The organism is Metabacillus sp. RB-C-LZQ-3-1 (genome assembly GCF_058315175.1).
In genome coordinates this window covers 206,606-229,908 of the sequence record NZ_JBZFLI010000004.1, presented here as the reverse complement: position 1 = coordinate 229,908, position 23,303 = coordinate 206,606, and the positions used below count along the sequence as shown (strand labels likewise).

Annotated in this window: 20 protein-coding genes; 1 reads left to right on the top strand and 19 read right to left on the bottom strand. The window is 29.7% G+C overall.

Going from position 1 to position 23,303, the window contains the following annotated elements; translation table 11 throughout:
• Window positions 1-2: 2 nt before the first annotated feature.
• From AC4GZ8_RS08645 to galE, 3 genes are all read right to left on the bottom strand, one after another.
• Window positions 3-1,943, bottom strand: a complete 1,941-nt coding sequence (locus AC4GZ8_RS08645; protein WP_491081451.1) for an asparagine synthase-related protein — start codon at window positions 1,941-1,943, stop codon at window positions 3-5.
• 106 nt (window positions 1,944-2,049) lie between these two features.
• On the bottom strand, window positions 2,050-2,274 hold the full coding sequence (locus AC4GZ8_RS08640) for a hypothetical protein (RefSeq protein ID WP_491081450.1): 225 nt from the start codon (window positions 2,272-2,274) through the stop codon (window positions 2,050-2,052).
• Window positions 2,275-2,786: 512 nt separating this feature from the next.
• Window positions 2,787-3,836, bottom strand: a complete 1,050-nt coding sequence (gene galE / locus AC4GZ8_RS08635) for a UDP-glucose 4-epimerase GalE (protein ID WP_491081449.1) — start codon at window positions 3,834-3,836, stop codon at window positions 2,787-2,789.
• A 413-nt stretch (window positions 3,837-4,249) separates the two neighbouring features.
• Here galE and AC4GZ8_RS08630 point away from each other — a divergent pair, with 413 nt between their 5' ends.
• The gene (locus tag AC4GZ8_RS08630) at window positions 4,250-6,400 is read left to right on the top strand and encodes a right-handed parallel beta-helix repeat-containing protein (RefSeq protein ID WP_491081448.1); all 2,151 of its coding nucleotides are present in this window, start codon (window positions 4,250-4,252) and stop codon (window positions 6,398-6,400) included.
• Window positions 6,401-7,034: 634 nt separating this feature from the next.
• On the opposite strand, the gene AC4GZ8_RS08625 is transcribed toward AC4GZ8_RS08630, so the two are convergent.
• From AC4GZ8_RS08625 to AC4GZ8_RS08550, 16 genes are all read right to left on the bottom strand, one after another.
• Window positions 7,035-8,579 (bottom strand): lipopolysaccharide biosynthesis protein, encoded by a 1,545-nt coding sequence (locus AC4GZ8_RS08625; protein WP_491081447.1) that lies wholly within the window; start codon window positions 8,577-8,579, stop codon window positions 7,035-7,037.
• 30 nt (window positions 8,580-8,609) lie between these two features.
• A complete protein-coding gene (locus AC4GZ8_RS08620) occupies window positions 8,610-9,593 on the bottom strand; it encodes a glycosyltransferase family 2 protein (protein WP_491081446.1) in 984 nt (327 codons plus the stop codon).
• 114 nt (window positions 9,594-9,707) lie between these two features.
• Window positions 9,708-10,871 (bottom strand): glycosyltransferase, encoded by a 1,164-nt coding sequence (locus AC4GZ8_RS08615; RefSeq protein WP_491081445.1) that lies wholly within the window; start codon window positions 10,869-10,871, stop codon window positions 9,708-9,710.
• 24 nt (window positions 10,872-10,895) lie between these two features.
• Complete coding sequence (locus AC4GZ8_RS08610) at window positions 10,896-12,059, bottom strand: glycosyltransferase (RefSeq protein WP_491081444.1); 1,164 nt, start codon at window positions 12,057-12,059, stop codon at window positions 10,896-10,898.
• Window positions 12,034-13,263 carry a glycosyltransferase gene (locus AC4GZ8_RS08605; protein WP_491081443.1) on the bottom strand — a complete coding sequence of 410 codons (1,230 nt, stop codon included), beginning with the start codon at window positions 13,261-13,263 and terminating at the stop codon, window positions 12,034-12,036. Before AC4GZ8_RS08605 ends, AC4GZ8_RS08610 begins: the two co-directional genes overlap by 26 nt.
• On the bottom strand, window positions 13,260-14,381 hold the full coding sequence (locus AC4GZ8_RS08600; protein ID WP_491081442.1) for a polysaccharide pyruvyl transferase family protein: 1,122 nt from the start codon (window positions 14,379-14,381) through the stop codon (window positions 13,260-13,262). The genes AC4GZ8_RS08605 and AC4GZ8_RS08600 overlap by 4 nt, the downstream gene beginning before the upstream one ends.
• 13 nt (window positions 14,382-14,394) lie before the next feature.
• The gene (locus AC4GZ8_RS08595; RefSeq protein ID WP_491081441.1) at window positions 14,395-15,579 is read right to left on the bottom strand and encodes a glycosyltransferase; all 1,185 of its coding nucleotides are present in this window, start codon (window positions 15,577-15,579) and stop codon (window positions 14,395-14,397) included.
• A complete protein-coding gene (locus AC4GZ8_RS08590; RefSeq protein WP_491081440.1) occupies window positions 15,576-16,613 on the bottom strand; it encodes a glycosyltransferase family 2 protein in 1,038 nt (345 codons plus the stop codon). Before AC4GZ8_RS08590 ends, AC4GZ8_RS08595 begins: the two co-directional genes overlap by 4 nt.
• Window positions 16,614-16,646: 33 nt before the next feature.
• The gene (locus AC4GZ8_RS08585; protein ID WP_491081580.1) at window positions 16,647-17,846 is read right to left on the bottom strand and encodes a glycosyltransferase; all 1,200 of its coding nucleotides are present in this window, start codon (window positions 17,844-17,846) and stop codon (window positions 16,647-16,649) included.
• A gap of 24 nt (window positions 17,847-17,870) precedes the next feature.
• Window positions 17,871-18,824, bottom strand: a complete 954-nt coding sequence (locus AC4GZ8_RS08580; protein WP_491081439.1) for a glycosyltransferase family 8 protein — start codon at window positions 18,822-18,824, stop codon at window positions 17,871-17,873.
• 1 nt (window position 18,825) lies between these two features.
• Window positions 18,826-19,581 carry a glycosyltransferase family 32 protein gene (locus AC4GZ8_RS08575; protein WP_491081438.1) on the bottom strand — a complete coding sequence of 252 codons (756 nt, stop codon included), beginning with the start codon at window positions 19,579-19,581 and terminating at the stop codon, window positions 18,826-18,828.
• Window positions 19,582-19,629: 48 nt separating this feature from the next.
• Entirely contained in the window at window positions 19,630-20,790 is a 1,161-nt protein-coding gene (locus tag AC4GZ8_RS08570) for a DegT/DnrJ/EryC1/StrS family aminotransferase (RefSeq protein ID WP_491081579.1), read from the bottom strand.
• A gap of 5 nt (window positions 20,791-20,795) precedes the next feature.
• Window positions 20,796-21,431 carry an acetyltransferase gene (locus AC4GZ8_RS08565; protein ID WP_491081437.1) on the bottom strand — a complete coding sequence of 212 codons (636 nt, stop codon included), beginning with the start codon at window positions 21,429-21,431 and terminating at the stop codon, window positions 20,796-20,798.
• Window positions 21,428-22,036 carry a sugar transferase gene (locus AC4GZ8_RS08560; protein WP_491081436.1) on the bottom strand — a complete coding sequence of 203 codons (609 nt, stop codon included), beginning with the start codon at window positions 22,034-22,036 and terminating at the stop codon, window positions 21,428-21,430. The genes AC4GZ8_RS08565 and AC4GZ8_RS08560 overlap by 4 nt, the downstream gene beginning before the upstream one ends.
• A gap of 15 nt (window positions 22,037-22,051) precedes the next feature.
• A complete protein-coding gene (locus AC4GZ8_RS08555; protein WP_491081435.1) occupies window positions 22,052-22,195 on the bottom strand; it encodes a YwzD family small protein in 144 nt (47 codons plus the stop codon).
• A gap of 11 nt (window positions 22,196-22,206) precedes the next feature.
• Window positions 22,207-23,277: an EpsG family protein gene (locus AC4GZ8_RS08550; RefSeq protein WP_491081434.1), complete on the bottom strand. Its 1,071-nt coding sequence runs from the start codon at window positions 23,275-23,277 to the stop codon at window positions 22,207-22,209.
• Between the last annotated feature and the right edge of the window lie 26 nt (window positions 23,278-23,303).

Genomic DNA, 23,303 nt, shown 5'->3' with positions numbered 1-23,303 from the left:
CGTCACCTCCCTTCAAACCTTTTTAAAAATCGGTATAAAATTAAACTGCGCATCAATATCTTAAATTCAAACTCATATATAAACTCAGGTTTTGGATTATTCTTAACCTTTTCTATCGAATCTCGAAAAACATCAATATCAATAAAATTTGACATTGTTGGATCTTCTGAAACTAGATAGAGCTCTTCAATAAAAGATGTCCAACTTTGTTTCATTCTATGGATACCATCTGCCCCTTGAATTCCTCTAGAACGTTGGTTAAGTCTTATGCTATCTGGTAAATAATTTTTAGTAGACCGACGGATAAGAGACCGATCAAGACCATTTTGAACATACTGATCCTCAGGGACTGAAATACAAAAATTAATGACCCTTAGATCATTCGTAGGATCACGCTCCCATAGAGAATGCCGCAAAGATAGTTTTGTTCCTATAGTGCCATTTAATCCCCAAAAGTGTAATTGTTCAAATTGATTCTTCCTTATTTCATATACATTAGTAACTGCAGTACCTTTAATATCTACTTCATGATCTTCAAGCTTTTCAAATACACTTGTTCTTGCTGCAAAATCTTGATTAATCCATGTTGGAAAGGTTTCTTGTTTTTGTATTGAAAGGGATCTATATAACATTGGAAGTGCTTTTTTCCAAACAAATTTCATGGTACGCTTTTTTGTAACACCCATATTCTTACTATATAAATTTACTTCTTTATATAACTTTAATAATTGCAACCTCTTTAATAGAGTTGCATAATAATTTAAAGCATGCCCCCATGATATTGTCCAATTACCTCTTTGCCCGTTTAAAAGTATGCCAACATTATGTTGATTAGCTTGTTCATAAATCCCTTTTAACCAAAAGGAATTTTCATAAAATTTGTAGGGCATTTCCATAGTATCTAACCAGTCATCAATTTCTGAAAAGGGATTTTTTTCCGGAAAACTCAAATATTGATCCGAAATATTTCCAACATACTGAACGGTTGATTCTATAAATGGTCTTTCATTCGCTACCCTTGTTCTATGTGTCCAATCTATGAAGTCATCTACAGGTACATAACTGAAAGTGTATAACTTTTTATTCTTTTTCTTAAGCGTTTTTGACGCAAAGCTTACTACTGATCCTGAATCCAAACCTCCGCTTAGGTGTGACCCAACTTGCTTGTAGGTTCGCAACCTATCTCCAACCGCTATGTCAAACACCTCTTTAAATGCTTCCTCATATTCATTACTTGATTTTAGCTTTAATTTTTCTCCGGAGTTAATTACTGAATATCTTGATAATTCAACTTTTCCATCCTGGACTTTTATCGTATGGGAAGGTGGAATTTGCTGAATATCTTTATAAACTGTTGTATTTATTGATACTGAATCTGCAGTAACCGGAATAGCAATAAACTCGGCAAGCCACTGTTCATTTAAACCATTTTGAATGTATAGTAATGAAAACAAAGGTTCCATAACAGTACAACATACAAATTTCGCTTTATTATGGAAAAAGTATAATGTTCTTGTTCCTGAAAAATCCCTAGCCCCAAACAGTTGCCGCCTTCTTTCATCCCAAATCAAAAAAGCAAAATCACCAGCTAAGTATTTTGGCACATCCTCTCCCCATTTTTCATAGGCAAGCAAAATTAACTGACTGTCAGTGATCCTAGATTCACTAGGGCTGATTTGTAATTTTTGAAATAATTCCTTCCGATTATCAATGATCGCATCTGCTGTAATAAGCAATTGTCTTTCATAATCATAGTAAGGTATTTGTTCACCAACTGATTCTGGTGTTATCCACTGTACATGACAACCGAAAAATATTCTCTCATTATGCCAAACCTGAACATCGTCAGCAGGATATTTCTGTAAAGCTAACATAACATTTTTGCCTTGTTCTACATCTATAGGCTCATCGTTTAAATGAACAATTCCAGCGATTGCACTCATATTTCCACTCCTATGCAATAAAAAGAACATAAATTGCTATATCCAAAGTATTCTTTTTAACGAACATATATGTATACGTAACTCTTAAAATTTTTTCAACATTCATTTACTTTTTACTAATCATTCTAGTACTCATAGAAAGTTGACGATATGTATCGATGCCAATTTGCTGATTCAGATTCCTATTCAGTAATGGTATATTAATTGAATGGTCTACTTTTTTCCCTTTTTCTTCGGTTAAGTCGTTTGCACAATGTGGACATTGCCAATTCGCCAGATTTGAACTACTATATAACATACACATACAGCGTGAGCAATGTTTTTTATACATAATACACCCCTTTACAATTTATCCGAACACAATAAATAACCACAATCGATTTAATAAAACTGTATGTGCTGCTATTCCGAAAACAATCAAATTAAAGATCCATTTTCCACTTGGATATTCTATTGATGACGAAGATGTATAGTAAAAGAGAAAACCTTAACTTTATTTCTGTTGGTATAACCATCCAATTCATCACATAGTTAACCTATTGATTACTTTGAGCTTTAACCCAATAAATGTTAAACTCCACTAGTTTAATTTATAAGTGATAAGTAATTACATAGATTTAAAGTTATATTATGTTTATAGCTTTTTAAATCACATTAGTTCTTAATAAAGAACTAATGTGCAAAATTAATAATTCTTTCCCTAAGTAAGTTTTTATCTTTTTACGAACAAAATATTCTATATAAAGAACAATACTATACAATTATATATCATGCAACTGCTTTATAAGATATTTTTTCGTCTTGTTTAATTTTCTTTCCAAAGGATGAATTTTACTTACCTATCTACCTGGCAACATTCAATTCAATTGGTCTTGTAATACCTATCTCATATCCATTAGGATTATTAGATTGCCACCGCCAGGAATCCATACACATTTCCTCAAGTCCTTTTTTTGCTACCCACTTTAATTCTTTTTGTGCTTTTGATGGGTCAGCATAGCTAACACCAATATCGCCTGGTCTTCGGTTGATGATACGATATGGTATTGATCTACCAGTTACTTTTTCAAAAGCACGAATCATTTCCAAAACACTATATCCCGTACCAGTCCCAAGATTATATGCACTTACGCCTGAAGATGCCATAACTTTTTCAAGGGCTTTTAAATGGCCAGCAGCAAGATCTACGACATGGATATAATCCCTAACCCCTGTTCCATCATGAGTAGTATAATCATTTCCAAAAACTCTAAGCTCAGACAATTTCCCTACAGCAACTTGAGTAATGTACGGTACAAGATTATTTGGAATACCATTCGGATCTTCACCTATACACCCACTAGAATGAGCTCCTACCGGATTAAAGTAACGCAACAAAGCGACACTCCAATTTTTATTGGAAACATACAGATCACGTAATATTTCCTCGATCATTAGCTTTGTTCTTCCATATGGATTTGTTGCTTGAAGAGGTAATTCTTCAGAGAGTGGTACTTGTTCCTGCATACCATATACTGTTGCTGATGAACTAAAAACCATATTATGAACTCCGAATTTCTCCATCACTTCACATAGTACTAAAGTTCCGGTGATATTGTTTTGGTAATAATGCAATGGTATCGAAACTGACTCTCCAACTGCTTTTAATCCAGCGAAATGAATAACAGCTTCTATTTTATTTTCAGCAAAAATGGTTTGTAATTCAGCTTTATTCAACAAATCTGTTTGATAAAATTTAAAATCCTTGGTGGTGATTTCTCTAATACGATCAAGCGAATCCACCTTACTATTTGATAAATTATCGAGTACTACAATTTCATATCCTGCGTTTAATAATTCTACGCATGTGTGGGAGCCGATATAACCTGCTCCGCCTGTGATTAGGATGGACATATGTTATAAAACCTCCTTATTATTAATTTTTATCAATAGTAATTAAGTAGTGAAAAATCTAACATATTCTTAATAAAGAATTTAATCTTAATAAAGAATTTAATCTCAATAAGATATGAATGATTTATTTCTTACAACTTCACAAATGATAAAATTAATTTATTTTGCCTATGAGATAAAAACATTATAATATTAAACAGGTTTGTTGTTCTTTATAAAGAACCTAATTTCATATTACACTCCTTCTAATTTTTATTCAACCGTTTCAAATAATTTAATTGGTTAATCCTTATTAAACAATAATATATTGTCAGTATTATTATGAACTATTTTATTACCATTTTGTCCAAGCATTTTGGTAAATACTTGAATACAAATAAATTATTATTAATATAGGAGGATTGATATTTTTTATGGCTAGTTCTAATGCAACCTATGTAATTGAACTTGATCGTTGGGGAATAAAAAATAATGGAACAGATGCATTGAACACCACTAATGGAATAAATAGTGCCCTCTTGTGGGCAAAAGATAACAGTCTTTACACAGTTGTGTTACCAAAAGGTCAGTATCTTATTGATAAAAATTCTTCTATATTACTGCAAAGTAACACACATTATAAATTATATGATTGTTTATTCATAAAAGAATCAAATAATCTTACAGGCTATTCTATACTAACTTGTGATAGCGTTAAAAACGTTACAATTGAAGGTGCTACATTAAAAGGTGATAGAGAAACACATGATTATTCAAGTGGCGGAACACATGAATGGGGTCATGGGATTGAATGTAAAAATTCCTGTTATAACATTGAAATAAAAAATTGTGAGGCTTATGAATGCACTGGAGATGGATTTGTAACTTCGATGGATTTTTCCGCAATAGGTGGAGCTCAACATCCTGCCCATTTTGCAAAGGGTGATATTAATAGTCAAGGCAATATAGATAATACAAAGACCAACTATACTACCGTTTCGAAATATTTTGATGTAACTGGAAATTTAGTAAAATCAGTCGGATACTTTTATTACGCTGGTGATGGGTATGGTGGATATGGTACTGGAAGTAACCTTAATAAAACTGTAATAAAAGTGCATTTTTACAAATCCGATGATACCTACCTTGGATTTAGAAATACTCGTTCTTATGAATTCATCTATTTAGATTCATTACCAGCAGGTACAACAAAAGTAAGATTCTCATTTTTACAGAACTTCGATTCAATGAATGGTAATCTACATTATGTTATGTGTGCAAAAATCCCTCAGTATATTAATTTTTCAAATTGTAAATCACATAAAAATAGAAGACTCGGTGCATCAATTAATGGTGGAAGATTTGTAACATTTGATAGTTGTGAAATATATAATAATAGCAATAAAATGAATAATTCAACAGGAACAAATCCTGGTTTTGGTATAGATGTTGAAGATGGTTATATGACAAATCAAAAAATAACTATTAAAAACTGCAATATTTATGATAATCGGTCAGGAGCTTTTGTCTGCATCAGCACTAGAGGTGTTCATGTGGAAAATAATAAATTTAGAGGAGCATTTGTTTTCTCCGGTAGTGGTGATGATTACTATTCACTAAATAATATGTATTATGGAAATATTAATGGCAGATCAATAACAAGTGGTGTTGAAAAAGATGGCACATTTTGTACGTTTAGAAATGATACTATCTTTGGTCAAACTTTTAATTTTAATGGAGGTAACACCACTTTAGAGAATTGTGTGTTTGCAAAATCCAGTATCCATTTTGGTGGTGAGACAACAAAAATTATTAATTGTAAGTTTACATTCGATGACCCAGGTATGATCGACATGTACTCCTTCGGTAGTAAATATATAGAAATACATGATTCACTATTTGATATTAGAAGATGTAATCGATGGGTAGCAGCATGGAACACTTCCGAGAATGTGTTCTTTTCAAATGTGAAATTTTTAACAGATGATAATGGCGGAGGCAATCTTGTAAAAACCAAAAACTTAGTTATAGAAAATTGCGAATTTATTCACAGTGGTAATAAAGTAAACTATTCATCAATAGTTGTCACTGAGTCGATGCGTGTGGAAAATTCAGTTTTTAATAATCTATCACTTAGGTTTGATGGAAGTGGCTTGTTAGGAGCAAATGAAGTGTTAGCCGAAGATAATGGATACATTGCTCATAGTTTTATAAACAACAAATTTATTTGGGATGCTCCTTATGGAACATCTGTTCATGAAGCTAGAGGACCTGGTGTTTCTTTTAGCTATATACCAAGGCTAAATATAATTAATAATATTTTTAATGTAATAGACAAAAATGTAGCTCTTGGTAGTATGTTTACTTTAAGAGTTTTTACCGAAAATTATCTAAACCTATCTGATAATACTATTGTAACAACTAACAATTCAGGTAATAATACTAAAGGAACTATTACGATTGACGGTGCATATCGAAAAAATGGTTCAACCTTAGCAATACCAAAAACAAAATTAATTACTCAAAACAATGAAAAGATAAATTCAGACATTGTATTCACTCTAAAATTTAATACACAATTATAAATATTTACTATATAAACCTATATTAAGTAAATGCAGATTAAGTCATGGGGAGAAGAAAAAATTAATTTTAAATATACAAAAACATCTCTCCCCTTTTTATATAGTATTTCAATATAAAGCTGTATTTACTCAATCAATTCACATTAAATTGTTTGGTTTCTCTAAAATTAACTACTAATATCTTTTCTATTTTTCACAAAGAAAATCTTTCTTAATATAAAACTTATAGGTTTGTATAAAGAAATTTATCACAAATGATGATACTATACATAATAATATTAAACATACAAATATCAAAACTGGGTATTTAAGGGCAATTGTAAGCTCAAAATAAAAGAACATGTGCGTAAGCCATATATTTGTCGAATGATTATCAATTAAGCTTAGTGCTTTTTTACTATAATACTTTTATCCATAAGATAATCGAAAATAAAATTCTAATATCTGTAAATGTTCAATTATAAATGATTCATACAGTAAATGGACTAATACTAACATTAGTATACCAACAAAACAAAGTGTATTCTTGTAAGAAATTTATTGTTATCTTAGAATGAATTGTATCCTTTGTAAAAAATCTACCCTTTCAAAAGGGATCAATGATGTACCAAATAATACTACAAAATTTTCAAATTCACATAGTCCTATGCTTAATTAATGCTATCCTAATTTTTAAATTTGAAGTAAATAACTTCCATATATACTGGAATTCTTGACTTTTATAAAAAATTAAAATATAAACTATATTAGGTATTATCAAACAAATAAGTCCTTTTACAATTAGAGACAAAAAAATACTTTCTAATTCCACACTATTACATACATATAATGTTATTAAGCAGACAAAAAAAGTTAATGTTGCATAAAGTATATACTTAATAAAATAAGATCCTACAGGTTGTTTAAAAACATACTTATAAGTTAACCGTGGAACAATCCAAAAAACAGTAGTAAGAGTACTAATCGTTGTTCCTAAGAATATTCCTGCTAGACCTAAATATTGTACTAAGATAATTGATGCGCCTAAATTTATTGCTGCTTCAATCAATGGAATAAATTTATCTTTAACAAATATTCCTGCTTTATTTTTAAATGTATTTATAGAGCCTCTTAAACCCATCAAATAGAAGTTTATTAATATAAGTATCAGAGTCATTTCATTTAAAGTGTATCCTCCTCCAAGCCACCAATTAATGAAAGGATTCAATAAGTTATATAGAAAGATTACACAAAGAGAATACACCCAAAAATTTACTAAATATGAAATTTTAAAAATATAATAATTTTTATCACTATCTCCTGAAGCTATTAAATTTCCTACACTTGCTCCTATTCCCCCTATTATAGGATTTACTAAAGCAGATAATGAATTAATAATCATGGTATAATTTGAATAAATTCCGACTGTAGCAATGTTAATAAACGCAGAAATTAATATGTTATCAGTTCCCAAAACACAAAATGTACCAATATTATGGAGAAATATAGCTTTTATATTAGTTATTAAACTATTCTTTTCTATCTCATTAATATAATACTTCTCTTTTGTATTAATAAAAGCATACCTTTTATCTACAGCGCTTCCATTAATAATAGTTTGGATTACTCCAATTACAAGTTCAATTAGTAAATAGAGGATATAATTTTCTGTTAGAATTAGAACAATGATCCGGGTAACAGTTGTAAATATTGAAAACCCAAGGTTTATCCTTGCTAAAACATAACCTTTCTGATCCGCATTTATTAAGGAAATTTTGTGTGCATTAACATAAGATAAGAGTGTATTAGCTACAAATATAAAATATGCAAATGTAATATATGAAACTGAACTACTATCTTTCATTAACAATTCTAAAAAAGGAAATAATAATATACTAATAATAAGAATAATGAAGGCTAATACTCTGTATGCTTTTTTATATAATTGAACTAACGCTATAACTTTAGGTTTATCATTTTCAGCAAGCGGTTTATACAGCTGGTAAACAATACTTGAACCGACCCCCCCCTCTACTAAAGCCATCATTGCAAGGACATTCGTAAGTAAACCGTTAACTCCAAGATATTCTACACCTAAACTATCTAGAAATACTTTTCTTGAAATAAAACCAAGGAGTGTCATTATAACCTGTGTAAGAATACCTATTGTTATATTCTTCATTGAATTTACTGTTCTCATGTAATTTACCCACTAACATATAATATTTCATTAAGTTTTTCTTCTCTGGTAAAAATATAATCTACCTAATATGTATACTCTTTCAAATAGTTTCAAGGAAATTTTTTCCTTGAAAGTCATCTTATTAGTTAAATTTTTGTAATATTTATTGCTATAAATATCGATTTTCATATTCTTCCATTCTTTAAATAGAATTTTACTTAGCTTATCATTAATTTCATAGATATAATGTCTTCTATAATAGTAATTATGTATGTAAGCTAAATAATTGTATTCATCTTTGTACTTGACTAATAAATTATTAGTTTTCAATTGTGCATATATAAATTTAAATGCCTCTTTTGTTTCTAATACTTTCGGTGATATTTTCCTAGTTACTGAATCATTTCGATTATAATAATAATATAAATACTCATCTAACATACACACCTTTGGTTTAAACATTGCTAATGAACATGAAAACGCTAGATCTTCTGCAAAAGTTATATTTTCCGGAAAGGATATATTATTATTAATGATATAACTTTTTTTTATAAATTTTATACATATACTAGGTCTAATTTGATTTGTTAATAATAATTTCAGGAAATTTTCTTCCCCTCTTAAGTCAAAGTCTGGCTGTATTTGTTTTTCACTTATACCGTTTTCATGTAAAATTATATATTTATAACAAACAATATCATAATTTGTTTCAATAGCTTTAGAATACAAAATATAAACTGTTTCTTTATCTATAAAGTCATCCCCATCAATAAATAAAATATATTCACCTCTTGCATGTTTAAAGCCGTCTTTTCTAGCTTCTATTAGACCTTCATTGTTTTTATTAATTATACTTATCCGACTATCTTCATCAGCCTTTTCCTCAATTTTTTTTAAAGTAGAGTCTGTTGATCCATCGTTCACAACAATAATCTCTATATCCTTGAAAGTTTGGTTCATTAATGAGTCTAAGCATTTTGTAATATACTTTTCAATATTATAAGCAGCAACTATAAGACTTACTGCGGACATTTTCCATCCTCCTTTATTTACCAATAAATCATACTGTTACAATTAATATCACGACAATACAAAAAATTGAATAAAACTATTCACACTTAATATTAAGACATTATTCAGAAGAAATTATGCTAATAATTCATTTAGTTTTTGCATTTCTTTAACAGTATTTATTTTTATTTCTCTTAAATTTTTCTCGAATTTTGATCTAATATCCTCATTTTGAAGCAGGTAACTTAATTTGTTATATAATTCATCTTCTTCCAACTCAATAATATAACCAGTCTCTTTATCCTTTATTTGTTCTCTTGTGCCCGCAACATTTGTAGCAATTATTGGTTTATTAAAACATCTTGCTTCAGCAACAGTTGTACAATATGCTTCGTACCTCGACGGCTGCACATAAATATCACATTGGTTAAAATATGGATAAGGGTTTAGTTTATTACCTAATAAGTATAGGTATTCGGATAAATTATACTCTTCAATCCGTTTTTCAATCTCTTTTCTCAATGCTCCATCGCCTACACAGTACCATCGAACTTTATGTCCATCTTTAATTAATCTTGAAAGAACTTTTGGAATTATATCTTGACCTTTTTCTTTTGATAATCGACCTACTGTAAGAACTCTCATTCCTTCAAATTGATCACTAAATCCTTCACTATAACCAAGAGAGGTAATATCTTCCTTAGAAATTATGTTATAAAATAAATCTACTTTTTTTTCTAATTGAGGGAATGTATCAATAAAACTTTCCTTCGAGTCCTTTGAAACACAAAATATCTTATCAAATTTAGAATACATATTTAGGCATAACGGTTGATTAATTCCTACAAATTTTGATACATCACTATGGACCCAAACCACTTTTTTTCGTGCATTAAGATTATTTATTGTATACCAATCAGGAAATTCACACGGTGCAAAATATGACATAGCTAAATCATATTCTTCATTGATTTTAGGCAGTATTTTAGAAAGGTGATAATACTGTCCATAATACTTTTTATATTTTTGCATTACGAAGTTTACAAGAACTTTTCCAGTTTTAATTAAATCCCCTGATTTAACATAATTTAGAACTATATTTTTAATACCTTTTGAAATATAGGGAATGATCTTTACATCAATGTAATCAGGAACTTCTTTATAAAGTCCCCCTCCTTCTGACATTACAAATAATGTAACTTTATATTTATTTTGAGGGAAGACTTTTAACATAGAGATCAGTGCTTTTTCACAACCACCCACTGTTAATTGATTTGTAACTATAGCTATTCTTTTCAATTTAATTCACCTGCATATTTTTTATTAAATTAAACTAAGTAGCTGCTTAATCTCAGTATTATTATCTGTTGAAATTAATTCTAAATTTCGTCTATACCTTTCTAACAAGTTATTATCAGTTAATAATTTTACAAGACTTTCATATATCTCTTGTTCATTAAAACGAACTATACTACCTGTTTCCCCATCAATTATTTGCTCTCTTGCTCCAACAAAATCAGTAGTTACAATGGGTTTATTAAATACCCTAGCCTCTGCTAATGTAATACAATATCCTTCATGTCTTGATGGTTGCACATAAATATCACATAATTTATAAAAAGGATATGGATTTGCCTTTGTTCCTAATAAAATTATATCCTTTTCAAGATCTAATTTTTTGATTATACTCTCTAATTTAACTCTATCTTCTCCATCTCCAATGCAATACCATCTTACTTTAAAACCTGCTTCTTTTAACTTTTTCAGAATTCTCGGTATAATATCTTGCCCCTTTTGTGAGGCTAATCTTCCTACTGTTAATATTTTTATCCCTTCAAAATAATCGATATTACCTTCATCTTTATTTGATAATTCGTTAATTTTATTCTTATCTAGGATATTATAAAAGATTGCCGTTTTTTCTTTCAATTCAGGATACATCTTGTCAAATCTCTCTTTTGCATATTTAGACACACAAAATACTTTGTCGTACTTTAAATAATACTGTCTATAGGGTTTTAATTCTTTTGTATATTGTTCAACATCACTATGAATCCACGCAACTTTATATTTTGCATTAATACTATTCATTACAAACATTACTGGGAAAGATGCAGGTGTATGGTATGCAATTGCTAAATCATATTCTTCCTTTATAGTTGGCAACATTTTTGAATAACAGTATTCCTTTTCATATATATTTCTTGCTCTTTTGGCTAATATTGCATAACTTCCAATTTTCAAGGAATTTATTATCCTTCCTTCCCTTACATTATGCCATATTTTCCCTACCACTGAATTCTCATTACCAAATAAACAAATTACTTTAATATGTTCTGGAATTTCGTCTTTAAGTTCACCTCCTTTTCCCATGACCATAACAGTTATCTCAAACCCATCCTTGGGTATAGCTTCCACCATAGATATTAAAGCTTTTTCTATTCCCCCCATGATCATTCTTCTAGTAACAATTGCTATTTTCTTCATTTATAACACCAACTTCTGTTTTAAATAATCTATTCATTTTAATAGATTGATAAACATTTATCGCTTCCTTAGTAAGATTATCCGTTAATTTTTTTCGTAAATTTGGATTGTCAATCAATTTTACTACTGTATTATATATATCTTTTTCAAAGATCCTTACAATAAATCCAGTTTCTCCATCTTTTATTTGCTCTCTCGCACCAGTGAAATCAGTAGTTACAATTGGTTTATTTAAACATCTTGCCTCTGCTAAAGTTATACAATACCCTTCATGTCTTGATGGTTGGACATAGATATCACATTGATCAATATAAGAATAAGGGTTTGGGTCTGCACCTAGGAGTATAAAATTCCCTTCTAAATTACATTCTTTAATTAACTTTTCGTATTTTAGTCTGGAGCTTCCTTCTCCAACACAATACCACTTAACATTATAACCAGCATCAATTAATTTTGCTAAAACCCGAATGGCTATATCTTGTCCCTTTTCTTGGGTTAATCTGCCTACTGTCAATATTCGAATACCTTCAAAATCATCTTGAAATCCAATTCCTTCTTTAGCTTGATTTTGTATTAAATTTTTAGAGACAATGTTTGGAAATACCTCTGATTTATCTTCTATTGAAGGAATTAAATTAATTAATTTTTTTCTTCCTTCCTTTGAAACAACAAATATATTATCAAATTTGTTAAATAATTTTGCTTCAAATGAATAATTGAAACCTATTTTTGTCACATCAAAATGCACCCATTGGACTTTCTTCTTTGCTTTAATTTTATTTAGCACATAATAACTAATTAGATCCATTGGTCCAGCATAAGCAACAGCAATATCATATTCTTCGATTTTAACCGTGCATTCCTTTAACAAATGCTTAAAAAAGTAATTTCGGTTGTTCAAATATTTTGAGATGAAATGAAATATTAATATTTTGAAACTTTGGAAAATTTCCCCTTCACGGAAAAGGGATCTAGCAACAACATATGGAGAGTTATGGTAATTAGTTTTAATTTTTTCATAACCCTCTACATATTCAACTTTCACCTCAGGAGGTATTTGATTCAGAAAGCCACCATACTTTTCTAACATGAGGACTGTAATGTCAAATTTTTCGTTTGGCATCTCTGCAAGCATATTAAGTAACGCTTTTTCAGTTCCTCCTATATTCATATTGATAACCATAAATATAATTTTCTTCTTCATATAATTCCTCTATATATTTCATTAGTATCAAGAAATTTACTTAGTTTTTTAAATTGCTGCTCAGAATTTAATTTAGTAGATTCCAGACTTATTTTATTTTCAATTGACTTTTTAATGAATTTCTCATCAAATTGCAAATGGAGATTTTCCATATCTATTAAAACCTCATCTATATCCATATCTCTCAACATATTTGTTGTTTTCTCACTATAGATAATCGGCATAACACCTATACCAAGTAATATTGCTAGAATGTTAGCATGGAATCTTGCAGCGATAAATAAAGTAAAAGAAGCTATTAATTTGATAGCTTCTTTTAAATCTCCTTTATAGTCATATACAAACACTTTTTTTAGTATTTCAGAAGATAGATTAGATTTAATTTCATTTATAACCTTTAAATCGCCCTCTTGTTCACAAAATGACATTAAGCAGCATTCAAACCCCTTATTCACTAAAATTTCTATCGCCCTTACTGTACTTCTAATATAGTCATTATGAAATTTCGATAACCCTTGTTTATGTCTTACATCTATTATCGAAAATCCAATCCTCTTTTTATCTTTAACAGTTAAATATTCATTAACATCCATTTGAAACACAATATCTGGTGCATATCTTACTTGTGGAAAACTTTTAAATAAATTATACGAATACAAATCTCTGAAACAAACATCGTCGCAAAGTTTAAAGAATTCTTTGTAATCATTGAGAAACACATCTGACTTAAATGGGCCAAAATTTGCTCCGAGAACAAATACTGGCTTCTCTCGATTCTTAAATTCCTTAACCATTTTCAATCGATCTTGATATAATGTATGATGATATTCTTCTTCTCTGAAAATAGACCCACCTATAAATAGTAAAGCATCATATTCCTCTGCTACTTTATCATAGTTTGTAATCGAATCAGATAGTCTAAGTCGCTGACCTATTTTATTTAAAAGAGAATATTTCCTTCTCTTTACTTTATTATAATTCGAGAGAAATTCGTCATAATTATTACCAAGATAGTTAACGGTAAATTCACAATTGGGGAATTTAGTTGCTAGAATATCTAAGAATAAATCATCCCCAAAATTAAATTGCAAATAAATATCCACAAATACCTTTTTCATTTTATTCACCACCTTAATTTCTCAATAAATCGTAGAATTTTTCAACCTCGTTAACAGAACTATAAGACTCAATTAAATTTAATTGTTTTATAATATCTTTCTTAAAATTATCATTGTCTAAATATTTTTTTATCCCGGAATATATACTCTGAATATCATGCTCAACAATTAATCCATCTTCTTCGTGAGCAATGATTTCTTTTGCTGTAGGGAAGTTTGTACAAACTATCGGCCTTTTTAATATCTTCGCTTCACAAACTGTAAGCCCAAAGCCTTCTTTAATAGATGTTTGAACATAGATGTCACAATTTTTTATATATGTATAAGGATTTAACCTTTTTCCAAGTAATATAAAATACTCGTTTAACTCATACTTTTTTATTAATTGCTGAAGTTTTTCCCAATCTGGGCCTTCCCCAATTGCAAACCATTTGAAGTTATACCCCTCTTTTTTTAGTAAATTAGCCACTTTAATTGCCTTTTCATAAGCCTTTGCTGAGACTAGTCTTCCAACAGTTAATATATTTACAGCTGACTTGTCAAATTCTACTACCTGATGTTCTTCTGCCATATTATTTATCATATCTGGGTCTAATATATCTAAAATTATGTCTACCTTATTATTATATTCTTTTCGAATCTTAGAAACAGAATTCATTGTATTCTTAGAAACAGCTATAATTTTATTTATTTTTCTATATGATTCATAATCAATATCTTTATCATATAATGTGTTAACATAATCAGTATTAATCCAAGCAAATTTTTTAAAGGCATTTACTTTATTTGCTACAAAATAAGTTGGCATTCCTTGACTATAAGCTATTGCCGCATCGTATTTTTTTTCAGGAGTTTTTAATATTTTATGAATACATTTATATACTATCTGTTCACTGTGTAGCGCCCTTTTATTAATATTATTTAGCCTCAAATTGATAGACGTTTTTAACCTATAGTAGAAATAAATCATATTCTTGCTAACTTTAAATTTTTCACTATTTAAAAATCTATAGTATTCAGGAGCTGGTAGTATATTTATATTTCTTGAGACATACCTCTCAAGATCTCCACCTTGTTTAAATAGTAATAAATCAATTTCAAATATTGAAGAATCCAACATATTCAATAAAGACACTAAACTTTTTTCTGCTCCACCAATTTCAAGTGAATCAATTACAAATAGTAATTGCCTTTTCATAGACTCACTTTCTTTCTAATAATAATTTTCCTTTTAGCAAACCTTAAAGCATTTATATACATTCCATAAATAATACTTATTCTAACAAATTTTTTTTTCACAAAAAAAACAAATGGTTTATATATCCATTTGTTAGTTGAAAAACCTTCACTATAATTTAAAATATATTTCATAGATAAAATATTATTAACATTAATAACTGCCTTTTTCCCAAAAATTTCTTTAATATGGGAACTTTGTTGTTCAAGAACACTTATTACAATACTTTGAAGTCTATTGGTTATAATTTCATTCGCTTTTTCTTTATCAAAATCAGCATCCTTAAATATTTTTTCTAATACCACACAAACACTTATATAGTTTTGTATATAATCTATTGAAATATTAGAACTGATACTCCCCTGATTAAGTCTGTTGTAATTATACAAATACTTATTTATTAATCCAAAAGATTTGCAGTTAGTTACATATTGTAAAACGAATAATAAATCTTCTGACATAAAGATGGTCTTATCCATCTTCAAAGAATGTTTACTAATGATTTCTTTTTTGAAGATTTTGCTCCACAATACTCCACCAGTTCCTTTACAAACCATTTCCATCATGGAATGTACAGTTGCACTATTATTAAAATTGAAATCTGAATAATTTACAATCCCAAATTCTGAAATATCTTTATAACCACAGCATACAAGATCAGCTTTAGAAATTATTATTTCATTTAATAACATTTCGATGTAACTTGGTTCAACAGTATCATCAGAATCAATAAATACCAAATATTCACCTTTCGAAAGTGAAATCCCTTTGTTTCGTGCTTCAGATGGTCCACTATTTTCCTGTTTACAATAGATAATTCGATGTTCTTGTTCTTTCATATTAATAATGATCTTTTCAGTATTATCAGTTGAACCATCATTTACAATGATAATTTCGATATTTGAATATGTTTGATTACAAATACTTTCTAAACACTTAAGTAGGTATTTTTCACAATTATAAACTGGGACAATTACACTAACTTTTGGGACCATCCTAACCTCCTGATACTATGTAACTATGATAGTTTAAATAATCATATTATAGATTTTCTCCATTTCAGTAATATTTGTGTAATCTCTTATTTGACAGTTATTGATTAACTTCTGCCTTAAATTCAAATCCTTATATAACTTCTCAATTCCTTCTACTATACCCAAAACTGATAAATCACAAATAAAACCATCTATTCCATCCTCGAGTTGACTTTTTGCTGTTGGAAAATTCGTGATCACTACAGGTTTCGCAAGTATTTGCGCTTCTCTTACAGTAACAGCTTTTCCTTCATATCTAGAAGGTTGACAATAAATATCGCATTTTTTTATATAAGGATATGGATTAATTTTTTTCCCTAATAAAATAAATCGGTCTGGCATGTTATGTTCTATAATTAATTGTTTTATATATTCTTCTTCTCCACCATAGCCTACGACATACCATTTAATGTCATAACCCTTTTGTACTAATTCTTTACACGCTAATACAGCCATATCAAACCCTTTTTGATTTGAAAATCTTCCTACTGAGCAAATTTTAATTGAACCATCATCTGGCATCTCATTTTCTATGTTTATTTTTGATTGTTCCCTCACAAAAGTGGATGAAATAATATTTTCTATGACGATTGTTTTTGATTTCAGATTAGGAAATACTCTTAAAAAAGATTCCTCACAATCATGTGATACGTTTACAATGTAATCTAATTTCTCCCACATTTTCTCATCTAACTCTTTATCTGGATTTACTATTGTATAATAGTCCGTATGACTCCAGCCTAATTTCACTTTTGCTTTTACTTTATCATTGATGAAATTATGAGGCCCAAGAAAACTTATACCAACATCATATTGTTTGTAAAATTGCGGTAACTTTGGCATGGAATAGTGCCATGTATACTGCATTTGTTTATATGTTCTTTGTTCTTTCTTTAGCCCAATATTTTTGATCTGAGCTTTTATCTTAGCTAATATTCTTGCAGTTCCTAAATAGATATGACCTTCTTTTATTATATCTTTTATAGGTCTCTCAAAAGTTGTATATTGTGGTACAATAGGTAATAAGTTAACCTCTTTTGGTATGAATTTCAAGAACTCTCCCTCATGTCTATAAAGAAATAAATCAACCTCGAATTCACGAAAATCAAAACTTTCTAATAATCCTATTAAACTTCTTTCCGCGCCACCTATATTTAATGAATACATACTTACAAGGACTTTTCTCTTCATAATACATCTCCCACTTTTAAAGCCACTCTACTTAAATATAAACCTACAAATACTATTTGCCATCTTAAAGGGAATATTGTTATATAAAAACGCAACAATTTTTTCAACATGTTTTCTTTTATCTTTAAATAAACTATTGCCTCCCCAAGGTGTCATATTCAGATACTTCTTATACAACGATACTAATGGATGTTTGCATCCTTTAATCCAAGGTCTATTTACAAAAGCAGGAGTATAATGAATATATACTGGATTTTTTATAGCCTCTTTAAGTTCAGATTCACTATAATAATCTTTTAATCCATAATATTGCATTATTTCGTTTCTGGTCATCGTAAAAAATGTAGTCATTGCATTATACTTTGGATGCAACAATAAAAACCTTTTATTTAACACACCATTGATGGTTCCTTGATCATGATGAAAAACCTGACCATTAAATGAATTGATAAACTCGATAAATCTTTTCTCAATATTATTCTCTCGCCACTTTTTGAGATTTATTAAAAGCATACCAGAATTAATATATGGTTTATTTTTTTCCATGTTAATTTTTTGTTTTGTCTCGTCTCTTACTGTATCTATTACACCAGCAGCATAATAATTACATATGTTTGTATTCCATAAATCTATTAAACTGCTATTAATTACAGAATCACAATCCAAATAGAGAATTTTTTCAATTTTTTCATCTATAACACTCGGTAAAAATAATCTAGCATAGGCACTTATTGAAATAGTATTGTTAATATTAACCTGTAATTTATTGGATATTCCCTCGAAATCTACAAATACAATGGATCTTCTATAATTTCCGCAAATTAATTTAAGCTTATTTTTATTTTCATGAGAAATATTATTTTCTATCAGATAAACTGTTATACTATTAAATCCGGTATTGTTTTCAAAAAGAGATAACATAGATACTCCAACATGCTGTGCATAATTATTATCACTCGAATACACAACACTTAAATCCATATTAATCCCCTCCTTGCAATGAAGAAAATATTCTTCTTAGTTTCAAAATATTTTCTCCACCTATTAACTTAGATAAACCTACCTTCATATTCGTTTTTAACCTGGCTGTTAAAGGTAACCAACTTTTGTAAAAGTAATGTATTGTATATGTGTTTTTAGTAATGAGTTTCCTACAATTAATATAATCATACGGAGAAAAAAATGTTTGGGGATAGAAGGTACCCAATTTATTTAAATTTTGTAAACCTCCATTTCTTTTAAGTCCAATATCTTCAAGAATTTTAGTTATTACAGCGACATTTGTTAATTCATCGTATGAACCATCATCTTTAATAAATTCTTTTTCCTTATATGTATCCAAAAATAACTTAATTAGTTCATTACCTTTTCTTGCACCAATTGTACTTGTAGCAATATAGTTTTCCTGTTCAAACCCCCAAAACGATTCATGATGCAATAAATCATCAAATGGTTTAAATACCTCTACATCCGTATCTAAATATATACCACCAAAGTTAAAGAGAGCATACACTCTTGCATAATCACTTACAAAAGCAAATTTTCCAAAATCATAAGCCTCTTTTACATAGCTATTGCTTCTTATATCAAAATTATTTTCATTCCATTCTCTAATTTCGTAACCCGGTAAATGATTTTCCCAGCTCGATATACATTTTTTTACAATCTCAGGTTTTTCTTTTCCACCGAACCAACAGTAATGGATAATTCTAGGGATTTTATTTGACTCTTTATTCATTTTGTTAACAACCTTCCTTCAACCGTGTCTTTGAAAAAGTAATCGAAGTTACACTCTTAATTTCAATAATTCTTTAACACATTCTATGACTCTCATTTGATCTTCTTCCGTCATATTTGAGCCTGAAGGAAGGCACAAACCTGTACTGAACAACCTTTCAGATACACTCATATTTTCACTATGAGAATAGTAGATAACACCTTCAAATAGTGGTTGCATATGCAATGGTTTCCAAACAGGACGTGATTCGATATTTTCTTCAGCTAAAGCATTTAAAATAGAGTGTACGGAAGTTCCTGTGACTTCCTCATCAATTGTTAACGCTGTGAGCCATCGATTTGATTTTGTATGTTTTAATTCTGGCATGAAATGAATCCCTGGTATAGAACATAGCTCTTGGCTGTATCGATTGAATAATAGTCTTCTTGCTTGAACTCTTTGCTCCAATACCTCCAATTGTGCTCTACCAATACCAGCTAGTATATTGCTCATTCGATAATTAAAACCAATTGTGCTATGTTGGTAGTGGATAGCAGGATCCTTTGCTTGGGTCGCCAAAAACCTTGCTTTCTTTATAGCTTCAACATCATTCGAAACAAGCATTCCTCCACTAGAGGTGGTGATTATTTTATTTCCATTAAATGAAAAAACACCAAATTTTCCGAATGTCCCACTCGCTTTACCTTTATAAGTAGAGCCGAGAGATTCGGCTGCATCCTCAATGATTGGTATATCATATTGATTACATAAAGAAACGATTTCATCCATTTTGGCACTCTGTCCGTATAAATTAACAACAATTACTGCTTTAGGCAGTTTTCCATCTATAGACGCATCTTTTAAAGCTTTCTCAAGAGCTTGAGGAGACATATTCCAAGTTTCAGGTTCTGAATCAATGAAAACAGGTTCTGCTCCCTGGTAAAGAATTGGATTAGCACTTGCGACAAAAGTCAAGGTAGAACAAAATACTTTGTCTCCCTTTTTTACATCTAATAAAAAAAGAGCCAGATGAATGGCTGCAGTACCTGAACTAACGGCAACAGCCTCACTGACTCCTACATAATTGGCTATTTCTTTTTCAAAGGCATCAACATTTGGTCCTAATGGTGCAATCCAATTTGTTTCAAATGCCCCCCTAATATACTTCATCTCATTTCCACTCATGTGTGGAGCAGAAAGAAAAATTCTTTTTTGTTGACTATGTTGCAGCATGATTACACCTCCTCCGCTATTTTTGATTTGGCTGGAATACCAACAGCTGTTATATTGGATGGAATTGAATTTATGACAGTTGCACCTGCTCCTATAGTTGACCAATTACCGACTTCTACATTGGGAATAAGAGTTGCACCTGCTCCTATATGTACTCCTTCTCCTAATTGAACACATCCAGTTAACGTTGCATTTGGGGATATATGGGCAAAATCATTTACTTTACTGCCATGTTCAATAATTGAACCTGTATTAACGATAACGTGTGCCCCAATAACAGCATCTGAATTTATAACAGTATTTGCCATAACAACAGTGCCTTTTCCAATCCTGGCACTCGGACTTATTATTGCTGAAGGGTGGACCAGCGTCTTGTACAGACTCTCTTCAAGATTTATTTTATTAGCAATCTGCTTCCTTGTTTGATTATGTCCAATTGCTATGATAAATTTGAGTTCATTAAATTTATCTATTAGAAACTGATATGCTGATATCGGACCATAAAACATTTCATCTTCAATCACATTCTTCTCAAATTTGTCATCTAAATAACCAACAATATGTAAATTCTGGTTTGATGTAATAATATCTTTAACTACTTTACTATGACCACCATTCCCAATAATAACAATATTCATCCTTGGCCCTCTCTTATGTTTGAACCTTTAAATCTCTCAACTGTCGCATTCCCTGATTGATTTATATCCTGTAATTTAAAAACCTTATATATAGTAAAAAAAAGAATTTTTATGTCTAATAAAAATGTCCTATTCTTCACATACCAAACATCTAACTCAAATTTTTCTTCCCAAGAAATACTATTGCGACCATTTATTTGTGCCCAGCCAGTTATGCCGGGTCTAACTAGATGTCGCTTCATCTGTTCTTTTGTATAAAGTGTTAAATAATCCATTAATAAAGGTCTCGGACCTACTAAACTAATATCACCCTTGATCACATTTATGAGTTGTGGAAATTCATCTAAACTAGTTCTTCTTAAAAATTTTCCAAAAGAAGTCAATCTGCATTCATCAGGCAACAACTCACCATCTTCACCTTTTTCATTTGTCATTGTTCGAAATTTATAAAAATAAAAAGGCTTACCATTTAAACCAGGTCGTTGCTGTTTAAACAAAATTGGTGAACCCAATTTCATTCGTACCAATATTGCAACTGAAAGCATAATTGGGAAAAGCAAAATGAGTATAGTCAAAGAAATAATAAAATCAAAAATTCGTTTCATTTTTTCCCCCTTCTTTTACCTAGTGGTTGACAAAAATTGCTGTTTAATGTCTTCAATTAATTCTCTAACACTTATGTTTTCTGTTTCTTGTCCTTTTATATATATATTTACTAATATTTTCTGTAAATGTTGTTCAGTTAACTTCCCGTAGAATTTCATCTGCTTCCCGCCTAAAAATTAATATACTCGCTTCGATAATAAAGATTTAACGAAATTACTTGTTCATAATAAAAATACATTAAGTAACAAACTAATAAACCATAATAAACGAATTTTCTATTATTCTCTTTAAATAAATAAATTATCCAAGAAATCAAGATTAAGTTGTATAGACTAAAATAAATATTAAACCTGGCAAATATCCAATTTTGTGTTGCAATAATCATAAATAACAAACCTATTACTGACATATTTACGATAATATCGCTTTTAGGCCATAGTTCTCTTAATTTATGTCTACCAAGAAAAGCAATTATAACAGGCACGGACTCAACAAGTACCCTAATTTTATTTGCTCCACCTTCTCCGAAATTACTGTAATCACTGTATTGGGAATTTCCAATTGCAGAAAATAATATTTGTGAGAATTGATCAAAACCTATTACGATTAATATTGCAAGGGATAATATCAAGAACGTAACCTTAGTCCAAGCCTCTCTACGAACAATAAAATAGATTGGTATTAATATCAGAGCACTTTCATGAAACGTAGAAGCGAAAAGAACTATAAAAAAATACTGTTTGAATTTACCTGTTAGTAAATACTTTGTCGCCCAAAAGATGATAGAAGCCGCAAGAAATTGGCGAACACCATTCATAGAAACGATAAACATCCCAGAAGTTATAAATACATATAAACTTATTTCAATCATTTTTGTATATTTATATAATGTAATTACGATTAATACATTTGTTAACAATGCTGTTAACAATATCAGAATTTGTGGATCGTTTGAGATATTCTGTAAATACATCTGTAAAACACCAAAACCGGGATCTTTATTTTCTAGAATGTATTCCCAGGTAAAATCTTGTGTTGCATATGTTTGCATATAAAAGTAAGTATCACCAATTGTATTTCTCAAACCAGAAACTAGTACCAAGCATGTTAAAACTATAAATATCATAAACTTATTTGGTCTTATATATATGAAATCAAGTGCAGCACTGTTAGCTGGTATATACCGTGATAATAAAGAAAAAATAAACACAATTAAAAGCGTAGCCCATAGTACCGTCATTTTTTATCCTTTCCATTTTACTAATT

Coding starts and splice junctions, on each gene's coding strand:
- AC4GZ8_RS08550 (WP_491081434.1), bottom strand. CDS start 23,277: ATGACGGTACTATGGGCTACGCTTTTAATTGTGTTTATTTTTTCTTTA.
- AC4GZ8_RS08645 (WP_491081451.1), bottom strand. CDS start 1,943: ATGAGTGCAATCGCTGGAATTGTTCATTTAAACGATGAGCCTATAGAT.
- AC4GZ8_RS08555 (WP_491081435.1), bottom strand. CDS start 22,195: ATGAAATTCTACGGGAAGTTAACTGAACAACATTTACAGAAAATATTA.
- galE (WP_491081449.1), bottom strand. CDS start 3,836: ATGTCCATCCTAATCACAGGCGGAGCAGGTTATATCGGCTCCCACACA.
- AC4GZ8_RS08610 (WP_491081444.1), bottom strand. CDS start 12,059: ATGAAGAAAATAGCAATTGTTACTAGAAGAATGATCATGGGGGGAATA.
- AC4GZ8_RS08580 (WP_491081439.1), bottom strand. CDS start 18,824: ATGGATTTAAGTGTTGTGTATTCGAGTGATAATAATTATGCACAGCAT.
- AC4GZ8_RS08595 (WP_491081441.1), bottom strand. CDS start 15,579: ATGAAAAGGCAATTACTATTTGTAATTGATTCACTTGAAATTGGTGGA.
- AC4GZ8_RS08630 (WP_491081448.1), top strand. CDS start 4,250: ATGGCTAGTTCTAATGCAACCTATGTAATTGAACTTGATCGTTGGGGA.
- AC4GZ8_RS08600 (WP_491081442.1), bottom strand. CDS start 14,381: ATGAAAAAGGTATTTGTGGATATTTATTTGCAATTTAATTTTGGGGAT.
- AC4GZ8_RS08620 (WP_491081446.1), bottom strand. CDS start 9,593: ATGTCCGCAGTAAGTCTTATAGTTGCTGCTTATAATATTGAAAAGTAT.
- AC4GZ8_RS08605 (WP_491081443.1), bottom strand. CDS start 13,263: ATGAAGAAGAAAATTATATTTATGGTTATCAATATGAATATAGGAGGA.
- AC4GZ8_RS08625 (WP_491081447.1), bottom strand. CDS start 8,579: ATGAGAACAGTAAATTCAATGAAGAATATAACAATAGGTATTCTTACA.
- AC4GZ8_RS08575 (WP_491081438.1), bottom strand. CDS start 19,581: ATGAATAAAGAGTCAAATAAAATCCCTAGAATTATCCATTACTGTTGG.
- AC4GZ8_RS08640 (WP_491081450.1), bottom strand. CDS start 2,274: ATGTATAAAAAACATTGCTCACGCTGTATGTGTATGTTATATAGTAGT.
- AC4GZ8_RS08565 (WP_491081437.1), bottom strand. CDS start 21,431: ATGAATATTGTTATTATTGGGAATGGTGGTCATAGTAAAGTAGTTAAA.
- AC4GZ8_RS08560 (WP_491081436.1), bottom strand. CDS start 22,036: ATGAAACGAATTTTTGATTTTATTATTTCTTTGACTATACTCATTTTG.
- AC4GZ8_RS08590 (WP_491081440.1), bottom strand. CDS start 16,613: ATGGTCCCAAAAGTTAGTGTAATTGTCCCAGTTTATAATTGTGAAAAA.